Annotated in this window: 13 protein-coding genes; 7 read left to right on the forward strand and 6 right to left on the reverse strand. The window is 56.9% G+C overall.

Annotated features, from left to right (window positions below):
- Positions 1-83 precede the first annotated feature (83 nt).
- Complete coding sequence (locus tag ACREYP_RS03365) at positions 84-548, forward strand: Lrp/AsnC family transcriptional regulator (RefSeq protein WP_008458505.1); 465 nt, start codon at positions 84-86, stop codon at positions 546-548.
- A gap of 47 nt (positions 549-595) precedes the next feature.
- Here the strand turns inward: ACREYP_RS03365 and ACREYP_RS03370 are convergent, their stop codons facing one another.
- The gene (locus ACREYP_RS03370; RefSeq protein ID WP_336819648.1) at positions 596-1,792 is read right to left on the reverse strand and encodes a TCR/Tet family MFS transporter; all 1,197 of its coding nucleotides are present in this window, start codon (positions 1,790-1,792) and stop codon (positions 596-598) included.
- A gap of 65 nt (positions 1,793-1,857) precedes the next feature.
- Between ACREYP_RS03370 and ACREYP_RS03375 the strand changes: the two genes are divergently transcribed.
- Positions 1,858-2,520, forward strand: coding sequence for a TetR/AcrR family transcriptional regulator (locus tag ACREYP_RS03375; protein ID WP_498881099.1), 663 nt, complete (start codon positions 1,858-1,860; stop codon positions 2,518-2,520).
- A 40-nt stretch (positions 2,521-2,560) separates the two neighbouring features.
- On the forward strand, positions 2,561-3,181 hold the full coding sequence (locus ACREYP_RS03380) for a LysE family translocator (protein WP_008458500.1): 621 nt from the start codon (positions 2,561-2,563) through the stop codon (positions 3,179-3,181).
- On the opposite strand, the gene ACREYP_RS03385 is transcribed toward ACREYP_RS03380, so the two are convergent.
- The gene (locus ACREYP_RS03385; protein WP_008458499.1) at positions 3,178-3,951 is read right to left on the reverse strand and encodes an AraC family transcriptional regulator; all 774 of its coding nucleotides are present in this window, start codon (positions 3,949-3,951) and stop codon (positions 3,178-3,180) included. The two genes, ACREYP_RS03380 and ACREYP_RS03385, sit on opposite strands and share 4 nt — an antisense overlap.
- Positions 3,952-4,044: 93 nt before the next feature.
- Here ACREYP_RS03385 and ACREYP_RS03390 point away from each other — a divergent pair, with 93 nt between their 5' ends.
- Complete coding sequence (locus tag ACREYP_RS03390; RefSeq protein ID WP_442892486.1) at positions 4,045-5,172, forward strand: multidrug effflux MFS transporter; 1,128 nt, start codon at positions 4,045-4,047, stop codon at positions 5,170-5,172.
- Positions 5,173-5,221: 49 nt separating this feature from the next.
- Here the strand turns inward: ACREYP_RS03390 and ACREYP_RS03395 are convergent, their stop codons facing one another.
- The 4 genes from ACREYP_RS03395 to ACREYP_RS03410 are packed head-to-tail and all read right to left on the reverse strand — an operon-like array spanning position 5,222 to position 9,608.
- Complete coding sequence (locus ACREYP_RS03395; RefSeq protein WP_336819644.1) at positions 5,222-6,667, reverse strand: NAD-dependent succinate-semialdehyde dehydrogenase; 1,446 nt, start codon at positions 6,665-6,667, stop codon at positions 5,222-5,224.
- Positions 6,664-7,707, reverse strand: a complete 1,044-nt coding sequence (locus ACREYP_RS03400; protein ID WP_008458496.1) for an aldo/keto reductase — start codon at positions 7,705-7,707, stop codon at positions 6,664-6,666. The genes ACREYP_RS03395 and ACREYP_RS03400 overlap by 4 nt, the downstream gene beginning before the upstream one ends.
- 9 nt (positions 7,708-7,716) lie before the next feature.
- On the reverse strand, positions 7,717-8,220 hold the full coding sequence (gene fae / locus ACREYP_RS03405) for a formaldehyde-activating enzyme (RefSeq protein ID WP_336819642.1): 504 nt from the start codon (positions 8,218-8,220) through the stop codon (positions 7,717-7,719).
- Positions 8,221-8,246: 26 nt separating this feature from the next.
- Positions 8,247-9,608, reverse strand: coding sequence for an MFS transporter (locus tag ACREYP_RS03410; RefSeq protein WP_166995939.1), 1,362 nt, complete (start codon positions 9,606-9,608; stop codon positions 8,247-8,249).
- A gap of 242 nt (positions 9,609-9,850) precedes the next feature.
- Between ACREYP_RS03410 and ACREYP_RS03415 the strand changes: the two genes are divergently transcribed.
- The 3 genes from ACREYP_RS03415 (at position 9,851) to ACREYP_RS03425 (ending at position 13,066) form a co-directional block, all read left to right on the forward strand.
- A complete protein-coding gene (locus ACREYP_RS03415; RefSeq protein WP_336819640.1) occupies positions 9,851-10,801 on the forward strand; it encodes a LysR substrate-binding domain-containing protein in 951 nt (316 codons plus the stop codon).
- Positions 10,802-11,152: 351 nt separating this feature from the next.
- Positions 11,153-12,274: an LPS O-antigen length regulator Wzz(fepE) gene (gene wzz(fepE), locus ACREYP_RS03420; RefSeq protein ID WP_336819639.1), complete on the forward strand. Its 1,122-nt coding sequence runs from the start codon at positions 11,153-11,155 to the stop codon at positions 12,272-12,274.
- Positions 12,275-12,367: 93 nt separating this feature from the next.
- Complete coding sequence (locus ACREYP_RS03425) at positions 12,368-13,066, forward strand: aspartate/glutamate racemase (RefSeq protein ID WP_166878276.1); 699 nt, start codon at positions 12,368-12,370, stop codon at positions 13,064-13,066.
- Positions 13,067-13,263 lie beyond the last annotated feature (197 nt).

A 13,263-nucleotide genomic window follows, 5' to 3' on the forward strand; every position in this document is an offset into this window, starting at 1 on the left:
GGAAAGAAAGAATACGGTTAATCCCCGGCAATGGGCTTTCAATGTTATGCTCAAAACTCTTGTTAAAAGAGAGAATATTCCAAATGGATAGCGTAGACAGAAAAATTCTTGCTGAACTCCAGGCCGATGGGCGTCTGTCCATTACCGACCTGGCCGAGCGGGTTAACCTCAGCCTCTCGCCGTGCCATCGTCGGCTCAGAGCGCTGGAGCAAGAGGGGGTCATTACGGGCTATCGGGCTAACCTTGACCCGGGCAAGATGGGCTTTAATTTTGTGGCTCTGGTCTTTGCGACGCTCAAAGAAGGGGACAGAAAGGCCGTCAGCGCGTTTGAAGAAGCTGTGGAAGATATCCCGCAAATTGTGCTGGCGCAGAGACTGTTTGGCGACCCGGACTATCTGATGCAGGTCGTAACCCGGGACCTGCCTTCGTTCCAGGCGCTGTATGACAGAAAACTATCGGCCATGCCCGGTGTGCAGCATCTCCGCTCGACGCTGGTGATGAAAACCGTGGTACAGGACAGGCCCTTTCCGCTGGAGAAATTAAAATAGGCCTGCATGTTACGATGTGATTTTTCCGCCATCGTTCTCTGGCTGCTTTATGGGCTTATTGGCCGTATTTCACTTTTGCCGCGGGTGCTGAACAACACCAGCGGCACGGCAACGGCGTACACCACAATCACCGACAGCCAGATAGCGCCTGGCCACGAATCCTGCACCACAAAGTAGAAGCTTGAGAAGCCCAGCGGGGCAATGATAGACGCGAGGCTGACCGCCGAGGCCAGAATTCCCTGCAACTGGCCCTGGCTGGCTTCATCTACTTTCCGGGTGGCTAGCGCCTGCAGGGCCGGGGCGCCAACGCCGCCCAGCCCGAACAGCGGCATAATCACAAACACCTGCCAGCCTGCTTGCACAAAGGCCAGCATCGTCAGCGCAATACACGAGCTACAAATGCCAAACAGCACCGCGCCGCGCTCCCCCAGCCAGCGGGTTATCGGGCCGGGAAGCAGCGCCTGCGTCAGCGTCTGGCAGATGCCATAAGCGCCGAGAGAAAGCCCAATCCACAGCCCGTTCCAGCCGAAAGTATCGGTCCCCCAAAGCGCCCAGCAGGTGCCGTATACTTCGCCGGTTGCGCTCAGAATGAAAAAGACCATCGCAATCGGGATTAGCCCTTTCAGGGTGAAAATGCGGCGCAGAGGCTGCAGGGGATTGAGTACGGCAAAGCTGAACCGTTGGCGGGCGGGTTCGCGGGATTCCGGCAGCATAAACAGCGCCATCAGCAGGTTAACGGTGTTTAGCACGGCAGCCGCAATAAACGGCAGCCGCACCCAGGTATCGCCCAACAGGCCGCCAAGCACCGGGCCGATGATAAACCCGGCCCCAAACATGGCGTTAAACAGCCCGAAGCGACGGGCGCGTTTATCCGCCGGAGTGACGTCGGTGATGTAAGCCATCGCCACCGAGACGTTCGCGCTGGTCAATCCGGCGATAGCGCGGCCCAGCAGCAGCATCCACAGGTGCGGGGCGAAGGCCATGATCAAATAATTCACGGCGGCCCCGATAAGGGATACGAGCAGCACGGGGCGGCGACCATAGTTGTCGCTCAGCGCCCCCAGCAGCGGGGCGAAAACAAACTGCATCAGGGCATACAGCGCGGTCATGATGCCGATCCAGTGGGCGATATCCGGGGTGTGTGTCACCTTTTCCAGCAGGCGCGGCAGAATCGGAAAGATCAGGCCGATGCCGACGGCATCCAGGCAAATGGTGGAGAAAATGACAACCAGCGCTTTGTTCATGTTTACCTGTACTAAGTACCAATATATACTCAGTACATAATTATCCATTCCGCAGGATCCTGTCAATGTCCGTCGATCGCCGAACCCTGAACCGACTCGCCACCCGCCAGAAAATTTCTAATGTCGCCACCCGGCTGTTTCTGGAAAAGGGCTTTGAACAGGTGACGATTGACGAAATCGCCACGGCGGCAGAGGTGGGAAGAATGACGGTGTTCAACCACTTCCCGCGCAAAGAGGATATGTTCTTCGACCGCGAAGAAGAGGGGCTGCAGATGCTGCGCCGTGCGCTGAGTCAGCGGGATAAAAACACGGGGCCGCTGGAAGCGCTGCGTCGCTTTGCTCACCATCTGGTGGAGCAGAATAGCCCGGTGGTGGCTTTCTCCGTGGCGGGGCAGGGGTTTGTCTCGACGATTGAGCACAGCCCGGCACTGAAAGCGAGAGCCAGGGAGATTCGGGATGAATTTGCCCAGGCGCTGGCGCATGAGCTGGCCGCCGGGGCCGGCCTTGAAAAAAGCGACCCGCACACTCAGCTGGCGGCAGGCCTGGTGTTGGCCACGTGGAGCGCGGCGCTGATTCAGGCTCATCGAACTTTTAGCCAGACGCTGAGCAACGCCGCCGCCGCCGCCGTATTTCTTGACCTGATCGACAGAGGAACCGCGGGCGTTATCGCGGCAATGAACGGGACAGTTTACGGCGAAAAATTACGGCATCAGGGCATTGTCGGCTGAGCTGAATTTCAGTAGATTTATCGTTTTCGGAGTTAGAAAAATGTCCGTCACCGATGCGCTTCTTGCTTTCACGCTAGCCGCCACGCTGCTCACGCTTACCCCTGGTCTCGATACCGCCCTTATCCTGAGAACTGCCGCCGCCGAAGGGGGCAAAAAAGCTTTTCATGCCGCGCTTGGCATCGACGTAGGCTGTTTTGTGTGGGGGGCGCTGGTTGCCTTTGGACTTGGCGCTCTGTTGGCAGTTTCTGAATTTGCCTATACCTTGCTCAAGTGGTGCGGTGCCGCGTATTTATGCTGGCTGGGTATTCAGCTGCTTTTGCGTCCTCGCCAGAGTTTTAGTCTTGCCTCCGCTGACTCAACCCGAGCCAGCAACTGGTTTTTGCGCGGCATGTTAGGCAACGTGCTTAATCCGAAAATGGGCGTGTTCTACGTCTCTTTCCTGCCGCAGTTTATCCCCTCCGGCCATTCGCCGATCCTCTGGACTTTCCTGCTGGTTTCTATTCATGCGGTGCTTGGCACGCTGTGGTCCCTGACGCTGATTCTTGCCACGCGCTACGCTTCCGGCGTGCTAAGAAAGCCTGGCGTTGTGAAGTGGATGGATCGCGTTACCGGCTGTGTGTTTCTGCTCTTTGCCGCGAAGCTGGCCATCAGCCGACGTTAAGTCTGTTTCGCCGTCAGCATGCCCGGCGTCTGGCCGGTCATGCTGCGGTAAAAGTAGATAAAGGCGCTGTCGCTGGAAAAACCTAGCTCCGAGGCAACAACGGTAACCCGCGCGTGGCTGGCCAGCATTTCCACCGCCTTCATTAAACGCCACTGCTGCCGCCATGGCTGGTAGGAGAGGCCGGTTTCCCGGAGGAAAATACGGCCAATGGTGCGCTCGCTTGCGCCGGTTACGCTGGCCAGTTCGTTGAGCGGCGGCGGCAGCGTGTCGCCCGTCAGGTGGCGCAGCCGCTTATCCTGAGGGAAGCGCAGCGTCATCGGGACTTCTTGTGCGGCATTCAGTTCCGCTACGCACAGGGCGGCCATGTGCATCGGGGCGCCTTGTTCCCAGTCCGTTTCCCAGGCGCTGGCCGAAATCCTCTCCAGCAGTTCGTTGAGCAACGGCGTGACGTTGAGCACCAGCGCGGTGGCGGGCAGCGTGGGGTAACGTTTTATATCAAACCAGATTGAGCGGTAGGCCACGCTACTTTTCATTTCTGCCCGATGGCTGACGCCGCCGGGGAGCCAGGCGACTTTACCCGGCGGCAGCAAAGAGAGTACCTGGCCTTCATCCAGCGTGAGCTTCACGCAGCCTTCCCGGGTAAACAGCAACTGCCCCATCCGGTGTCGATGTAGCCCGGAATCATGATCCCCAAGTTCAGCCTGCACGCCAATCACGCCGTTATGCAGCGCGTCAGGGTTAAATTCTGCATCCGCACTTAGCCAGCTCATAATGTCTGATTTCCGATATTAAATGTCATAATGTTTATAATGATTCATCTGACGTTTTCCTACAATAGCGCCTCTTTTTGAGGAGGACGTATTGTGAAAACACATCGCGGTATGGCGCTCTTAACGGCGCTACTGATGTTTCCGCAGATTGTGGAAACCTTTTATAGCCCGGCACTGACCGATATTGCCGGGTATTTCGCGGTCAGCGCGCAGGATGCATCCTGGACGCTGTCCATTTATTTCCCGGGCTTTGCCCTCGGCGTTCTGGTCTGGGGACGGGTATGCGATCTGGCTGGCCGTAAGCCAGCCCTGTTGCTGGGCCTGGCATGCTACGCAGTAGGGTCGGTCCTTGCGCTGCTGGCGCACGATTTCAGACTGCTGCTCGCGGCACGCGTTATCGCGGCCTTTGGTGCGGCGTCCGGGTCGGTTGTCACCCAGACGATACTCCGGGACCGCTTTAGCGGGCAGACGCTGGCAAAGATCTTCGCTTTTATGGGCATTGCTCTGGCGGTAAGCCCGGCGATAGGCCTGTGGGCGGGCGGGATGCTTGTTTCCTGGGGCGGTTTCCGGGGAGTGTTTGATGCTCTTGTGGCGCTTGCCCTGCTGCTCTTTATCTGGAGCGCCTGGCGGCTGGAAGAAACTCGCTCTGCGCAGCATCAGAGTCAGCCCATCGCCAGCGTCGCGGTGCGAATGCTGAAAGATATGCAGATCTGGCGTGCAACGGCGCTGGTCGCGCTGTTTAACGTGAGCCTGTTCAGCTATTACGGCCTGGCGCCGTTTATGTTTGAGCGGTTTGGCATGGAGCCCGGTACATTTGGATTAAGCGGTGTCCTGCTGGCGCTTGGCTCTTTGGCTGGCGCGCAGCTTAACCATCAACTCATCCAGCGCGGCACGAGTTCAGCCACGCTTTTACGCCTCGCCTGTATCTGCGGCCTGATCGGGAGCCTGGGCGTTGGTCTGCTGTCGGCCAGCCCGTGGTTCCTGGCACCGATGTTTATGGTGATGCTGGCTTTTTCGATGGCAATTCCGGTGGTGCTTGGCACTGCGCTCAGCGCCTACTCAGATTGCCGGGGGACGGCAGGCGCACTTTTCGGCCTGGTCTATTACGTGCTGATTGGCGCCGGGCTTTTCGTTGCCGGCTGGGGACAACGGCTGGATATGACGCTGATCGTATGTGCCGTGGGCATTACGCTTATCGGTTGGAAACATTTACGGAGATAATACTCTGCGCCCTCTCCTCGTGGAGAGGGCCGCATCGCTAAGGCAACAGTTACAGCAGTCCACCCAGATTCACATACTTGGTTTCCAGGTACTCTTCTAGTCCACAGTCGGAGCCTTCGCGGCCGAGGCCGGACTCCTTCACGCCGCCGAAAGGCGCGACTTCCGTGGAGATAATCCCTTCATTAACGCCGACCATGCCGCTTTCCAGTTGCTGTGTCACCCGGAAGGCGCGGGCGAGATCGCGGGTATAAAGATAGGCGGCAAGGCCAAACGGCGTGCCATTAGCGCGTTCAATCGCCTCCAGTTCATCGCTGAAGCGGAAGCAGGCCGCCAGCGGGCCAAAGGTTTCCTCGCGGGCCAGCAGCATGGCTTCGGTAGCGTCGGCCAGCACGGTAGGCTGGTAGAACGATGCGCCGAGGGCGTGACGCTCGCCGCCGCACAGCAGGCGCGCGCCGTGCTCAAGGGCGTCCTTCACGTGGGCTTCCACTTTCTCAACCGCTTTCTGGTGAATCAGCGGCCCCTGCTGTGCACCCGGTGTCAGGCCAGGGGCAACTTTCAGCGCCCGCGCGGCGGCAGCGAGTTTCTCAACAAACTGCTCATACACGCCGGCCTGGATGTAGAAACGGTTAACGCACACGCAGGTTTGCCCGCTGTTGCGGAATTTGGCCGCCATCGCACCCTCTACGGCGGCGTCAATGTCCGCATCGTCAAAGACGATAAACGGTGCGTTACCGCCCAGCTCCAGCGACAGTTTTTTCACGGTATCCGCCGCCTGGCGCATCAGCAGCTTGCCGGTTGGCGTGGAGCCGGTGAAGGAGATTTTACGCACCGTCGGGCTTGCCATCAGCGTGCTGCCGATTGCCACGGTATCACCGGTGACGGCGTTAATTACGCCAGCCGGGACGCCTGCCCGTTCGGCAAGCACGATAAGCGCGAAGGCCGATAGCGGTGTTTCGTTCGCCGGTTTAATCACGGCGGTACAGCCCGCTGCCAGCGCGGGGCCGAGTTTGCGGGTCAGCATCGCCAGCGGGAAGTTCCACGGGGTAATAGCCGCGACCACGCCAACGGGCTCCTTGAAGGTGAGGATTTGGTTACCCGCTTTTGTAGAAGGAATGGTTTTGCCGTTGGCGCGTTTGGCTTCCTCGGCAAACCATTCTATAAAGCTGGCGGCGTAGGCCACTTCGCCTTTGGCCTCAGCCAGTACTTTGCCCTGTTCGGTGACCATCAGTTCTGCCAGTTCGGCCTGATGCTCCATGATCAGCGCGAACCAGCGCTGGAGGATCTGCGAGCGGGCTTTGGCGGTTAATGCTCGCCAGGCGGGCAGGGCGGCGTGTGCGGCAGCGATGGCTGCCTCGGTCTCTTTTGTTCCGGCGCTGGCTACCTGAGCTACCACTTCATCGGTTGCCGGGTTTAATACGGCATAGCGCTCGGCTTTGTCACGCCATTCACCGTTGCAGTACCAGCCAGTACGAACCAGTGCGTCAAAGCTGCTCATGCGATGTTCCTTGTGGTTACGTTGTCGATAAACAGGCCGCGAGCGGCGCGGCTCTCACGCGCAATACGTTTGCCTGCGGTGTAGTCGTTGATGACGTCGCACGGCGTGTAGTTACGCTCCAGTTCGTAGCGCTCATCTTCATCCAGCGGTGTGCCGAGTGCGGCAATTGCGCTGTCAATTTGCTGTACAGAATCTGCGCCAACCAGCATGCAGTCCACGCCCGGATGGTTCAGGACCCACGCCTGAGCAATTTGTGCCGGAGGCAGGCCGCGCAGCTGGGCTACATGGCTGACGGACTGCGCAACGTTTCGGGAGGTGATGTCCGCGTACATCTCCTGGGTGAAGAAGTCGGTCTGGTTGCGCACGGAGGTAAAGTCACAGCTCAGCAGGCCGCGGGCGAGTGGGCTAAAGACTGACACGCCAAGCCCCTGGTCGCGGCAGAAAGGGATCATTTCCCGCTCTTCTTCGCGGTAGGCGCAGTTCAGCTGCAGCTGCATATTGATGGGTTTCGCGTAGCCATAGCGCTCGCAGCACCAAAGGATTTTCGCCAGTTGCCAGGTGTACATGGTGGAAACGCCGACGTAGCGCGCTTTGCCACTGCGCACGATGTCGTTCATCGCCGCCCAGGTCTCTTCGACAGGCGTATTCACGTCGAAGTAGTGCAGCATGTAGATATCGACGTAGTCGGTGCCGAGGCGCTTCAGGCTGCCGTCGATGCTTTCCATGATGTGTTTGCGTGAATGGCCCTGGTTGTTAAAGCCGGTGCCGATGGGGTATCCGACTTTGGTGGTGAGGACCAGGTCATCGCGGCGGGCAATGCGTTTTAACACGTTGCCGACCACTTCCTCCCCCGCGCCGCTGGAGTAGAAGTCCGCGAGGTCGATAAAGTTAATGCCGGATTCCAGCGCGTGACGGATCAGCGGCTCGCTTTGCGACTCGTCAAAAATCCAAGGTTTCCACTGTTTGCTGCCCATGTTCATGGTGCCGAGGCACAGGCGAGAGACTTTCAGGCCGCTGTGGCCCAGATTGACGTATTCCATTTCGCCTCCTCAGGCTTTTGGGGTGTAGAAAGGGTTACCGAGCTGCGGCAGGGCGTCGGCAATCTGGCTGCGCTGCGGTAGTTTGCCCATGGCCGCGCGGATGGCCTGGCGGCAGGCGCGGTAGTTGTTGTGGTACACCTCGTCGATATCGTTGCAGCCGGGATTGACCCAGTTGGCGGTGACGATGCACCAGCTGTCTTCCGCTTCCGGCGGCAGCGTGCCGTCCAGAAGTGCTTCGGTGACCGCTTTGGCGATGGCGGCCTGAGAGGCTCCCCAGGTGGCATTGCCGTGCAGCTCGCCGCTGATTTCCGCTTTGTTGACGTACAGCGTCATCGGTTTGGCCGGAACGTTAGGTTTGATCACCACCATAAACGGGCAATGACCCTGGCTGGGTGAAGCGAGGCTGCTGGAAAACGCCTGGCCAACCACGCCGCTGCGTGGGCCAATCATGATGTTGATGTGCGAGGCGTTAACGCCGTTACCTTCAAACCCTTCTCCGATATACATTTCCACGAGACTTCTCCTGTTAAGCGTGAGCGTTATTTAGCCGGTTCAGCGGCGGCATTGCCGTGGCGCTGGGCCGGATCGTGAGCGGCATCGACCAGGGTTAACCCTTTGGTTTCAGGCGCCCAGGCGAGAGAGACAACGGCACCGATGACGAGGATCAGCGCCAGCATGCCGGTGGTGGCCTGCATGCCGTAATTCAGAATGGCCAGCGGCAGTAAGCCGGTGCCGATGGCGGAGCCGAGGCGGCTCATGGAGGTGGCAAAGCCGACGCCCATCGAGCGCACTTCCGTCGGGAAACTTTCAGCCGGGAAGACGCCCACCAGATTGCTGACCGCCGACATCACCAGCGTGAAGGCGGCAAAGAACAGAATTAACCAGCCGGACTGGCTGACCGGAATGATGCTGAGCATCACCAGGCAGGCGGCGAGGAAGACGAACGAGCCGATCAGGAAGCCACGGCGCGAGCAGACCACCGTCAGCAGGATCCCGAGCAGCGCGCCGACGATCAGCAGGGCGTTCAGCAGTAGGTCGGTGGTGAAGTTATTGTTCAGCCCCATTACCTGCAGAATCGACGGCAGGAAGGTGTATATGGCGAAATACGGGATCACCAGGCAGACAAAAAACAGACTGTTGAAGGCGGTGCGGCGGCGGTATTTCGGCCCGAACAGCGACATAAAGCGCTGTTTTGAGGCGACGGGGGCTTCATCCACCAGCAGCACGTTAGGGCCGAAGTGTTTATGGACAATCGCCATCGCTTCTTCTCGTCGCCCTTTGCCCATCAGCCAGCGCGGGGATTCCGGCGTGCCGATGCGCATCAGCAGAATAATCAGCGCGGGCAGAGCGGAAGAAGAGAGCAGCCAGCGCCAGGCGTCCGGCCCTAGCGCCGTCAGGAAGTGCCCGGCAAAGCCTGCGGCCACGTAGCCAAAGGTCCAGATCACGCTGAATGAGCCGAGCAGGACGCCGCGATGTTTTCGGGGGGAAAACTCGGCCAGCATAGTGTGGCCGACGGAGAAGTCGCCGCCGAGGCCGATGCCGACCATTACCCGCAAGAAGAACAACTGTTCTGGCGTGGTGGCGAAAAACTGCAGCGCCGAAGCGAGGGTTATCACCACGAAGCTGAAGCAGAAGATCTTCTGGCGGCCAACGTAATCGGAGATCCAGCCCAACACCAGGCTGCCGAGAAACAGGCCGATCAGCGCCGAACTGCCGAGCATCCCTTCCCAGAAGGGCGTTAACCCCATTTGAGGTTTGATTTGGGCCAGCGCGAAGCCGATGACGCCGAGCACGTAGCCGTCGGTAAAGTGTGCGCCGAAGGTCAGGCCGGCGATTTTGATATGGAAACGGTTTAACGGCACGTCATCCATACGGGTGTACTGTTGTGTCAGGTGGGACATGATGCCTCCTCCTGTGAGGTGGTTTTGTAGGGTATTTGTATTTTTTATGTTTCAAGTACGTTAACAATGTGGCAGTAAAGCGCCTCAGCAGGCGAGTGCGTTTTAGTCATACCCCCAGGCAAAAAACGCATGTGATCCTCCTCCTGTTTTGCAGAAATAGCTGCGGCGGGGGATGGTGTTTCAGGGCAGGTTAGAAACATATTATTAACATGACTGGCGCTCGCCCGCGGATAATGACAACAATGAGAAAACTCCCGTCACTCAGTATGTTAAGGGTCTTTGAAGAGACTTGCCGGACGCTTAGCTTTAGCAAAGCGGCGCAGGCCTTGTGCATTACCCAGAGCGCGGCCAGTCGGCAAATCAAACAGCTCGAGGCGTTTCTCGGCAAGCTGCTGTTCGTGCGTACCCACAGCGGGCTGGAGTTGACCCAGGACGCGATGCTGCTGTTGCCGGTGGTACGCCAGTCTCTGGATATTCTTGAAGAGGGCGTGTGCCACGTTCAGCTGCGCAATCCTCTCCAGCATCTTCGCCTGCAGGTTGCTCCGACCTTTGCCACCCGCTGGCTGGCACCGCGGCTGGTGGCGCTTCGCCAGCGCAACGGCCAGCTACAAATTGCCCTTATCAGCGAAACCCGGCAGAAATACAGCGATTTTGACTGCGCCATCCGCTTTGGCACCCGCCAGGAAAGTGAAGGACGGGGGCAGTGGCTGTGCCATGAAAAACTGCTGCTGGTGGCAAGCCCGCTGCTGATGATTGACGGCGTCTTTCCCCCGCTGGCCTCGCAGCCACAGCTGCATATTCTTAACGGCGACATCCGACTGGATAACTGGTCGCGCTGGCTTGCTGCGAAGGGAGAAAATGACAGTCTGCTTTCCGGCGGGCTGGAGTTCAGCACCGAGGATCAGGTGATCAACGCCTGTGTGACCGGGGCAGGCTATGCGGTGCTCGACAGGATGATGATCCGCAACGAGCTGCGTGGCGGGTTATTGGTGCCGCTGGCAGAGCTGGAGCTTGAAAGCGGAAATGGTTACTGGCTGGAGATCCCCCAGGGTAAGCGGGAGCTGCCGCGAGTCGGCTATTTTAGCGACTGGGTTCAGGCCGAGATCGCTCGTTTTTGGGGGGAGGAAGAGGGGGAATCTTCCCGGGCAAAGCAGCTTCTTTTCCGTGAAGAACCGATAGCCCTTTCTCTCTAATGTGATCTCAATGAGAGTTAACATATATTTTTCATTCGATTAATTTCCACAACGTGCTGAGAGTATGCTTCGCCAAACTCAACGCAGTCTCTGACCTGACACGCCATGAAAAGTGAGTTGGATCGCATTTCTATTTCTGAAAAAAAAACAAATCTCAATATTTGGTGGTTGTTTTTAGGATTATTCTTGGGAATAATGGCGCAATGCTTTGCTTCTCTTCAACCATGCTCGGTTCTATGAATGCGTGGTGTTAAATATCATTGATTATTTTGTTGTTATTTAGCTCTGTGCTCAATCCATTGGTTTCCTGTCGGTATAGTTTCGTCTGGCATCTATTATGAGTTGGTTAACATGTCCGCAATTGAATTAAAAAATGCTCCTGTGGAAGATATCCGTGCGTTTTCGGTGATAACTGAATCGAGTCAGGAAATTGATTTGATTCACCTGTTAAGTACCCTTTTCGCGGCAAAAAAAACGATAATTGCTATCACATTTGCTGCTGCATTAGCCGGGTTGGGCGTTAGCTTTTTGATGCCGCAGAAATGGTCAAGCAAGGCCGTTATTACGCCGCCAGAATCCTCTCAGCTAATCGAGTTGCACCGCGCGATGGTTGAGCTGACGGTTCTGGATGCAGCACCTAATGTCGACGCCGGGCATGTTTATCAAGCCTTCCTGAAAGACTTTGACTCGCAGGCGTTGCGTGAAGAGTATTTGGCCAATTCTGAGTATGTTAAAAAGCTTGTTAATGCCGTTAACTCGGACGATAGCGTAAAACTACACCAGGCTATTCAGGAAACGGCTGCAAAATTCAAATCGGTAAATACCGCAGATTCTAAACTTCCGGATGCCATCCCCTATACCTCATGGGCTTTAAGCTTCACTGGACCGAATCCAGAAGAGGCCAGGGAAGTGCTGAGCGGTTATATTCACTTTATTGCGCAGCGAGTTAATCAGGATGTTGTGCAAAATTTACGCTATAGCGTTGAATTAAAAAGCGCGGTAGAGAAAGATAAACTCGATCTGGATAAGAGAAACCTCGAAAACCAGCATAAAGTTAATATTCAGCGTCTGGGCTACTCGCTTGAAGTTGCTAACGCGGCGGGAATTAAAAAGCCGGTATACAGCAATGGGCAAGCGGTAAAAGACGATCCTGATTACTCGGTTGCGCTGGGGGCTGATGGGCTGGCCGAAAAACTGAAAATTGAATCCGCGCTTAAAGATGTGGCGGAATTAAACGCCAGCGTTCAAAACCGGGAGTACTATTTAACTAAACTGGAGCAGGTCAAGGTTAACGACGTTGACTTCCAGCCCTTCCGCTATCAAATGAATCCTTCTTTGCCGTTGAAAAAAGAAGGCCCGGGGAAATCCCTCATCGTCGTGCTGGCGGCTTTGCTTGGCCTGATTGGCGCCTGTGGCTACGTGCTAATGCGCAATGTCATGGCCGATAGGCAGAAAAAGCTGGAAATTGTTTAGCGCGCTGCATTCCTTTTAAAGCCTCCCTTCGGAGGCTTTTTTCTTACCGGAATAAGGGTTATAACCGAAGGGAAATGGCAAAAGGGGATGACAATGAAAACGATTGGGCTGCTGGGCGGCATGAGCTGGGAATCCACCATTCCTTACTACCGATTAATTAACGAAGGGATCAAGCAGCGTCTGGGCGGGCTGCATTCGGCCAAAATTGTGCTGCACAGCGTCGATTTTCACGAGATTGAGGCCTGCCAGTCTGCCGGTGAGTGGGACAAGGCCGGTGAGATGCTGGCTGAGGCGGCGCTGGGGCTGCAAAAGGCCGGGGCTGAAGGCATTGTGCTGTGTACAAACACTATGCACAAAGTCGCGGAGCATATTGAATCCCGCTGCTCGCTGCCGTTTCTGCACATCGCCGACGCCACCGGGCGGGTGATTGCGGCTCAGGGCGTAAGCCAGGTGGCCTTGCTGGGCACGCGCTACACCATGGAACAGGATTTTTATCGTGGCCGCCTGCAGGCGCAGTTCGGGATCCGCTCGATTATTCCTGACGCCTCCCAGCGTCAGCGTATCAACCAGATAATCTTCGATGAGCTGTGCCTCGGGGTGATCAACCCTGAGTCGAAGCGCTATTATCAGCAGGTGATTCAGGCGCTGCAGGCGCAGGGGGCGGAAGGGGTTATTTTCGGCTGTACCGAAATTGGCCTGCTGCTCAGCCAGCAGGACTGCCCGCTGCCGGTGTTTGATACCGCCGCCATCCACGCCGCCGATGCAGTTCGCTTTATGTGCGGTGAAGAGTAATCTTTTATCCTTATATATCAATTAAATAATCGTAATTAGTGTTTTTTCCCCACGACGAGCCGGGTCATGCCCGGCCGCTAATGTGTTATAAATTTGTTATGTAGCGCACATTATTCCAAAAAGCTGCTCCTCTGAAATCCTCACACTACAGGCGATTGCGCACAGCAATGGCTTTTCATCATGTCTGCAACCGGAGT

The sequence above is a fragment of the Enterobacter sp. TMH.L2 genome, assembly GCF_050847315.1.
GTDB lineage: Bacteria > Pseudomonadota > Gammaproteobacteria > Enterobacterales > Enterobacteriaceae > Cedecea.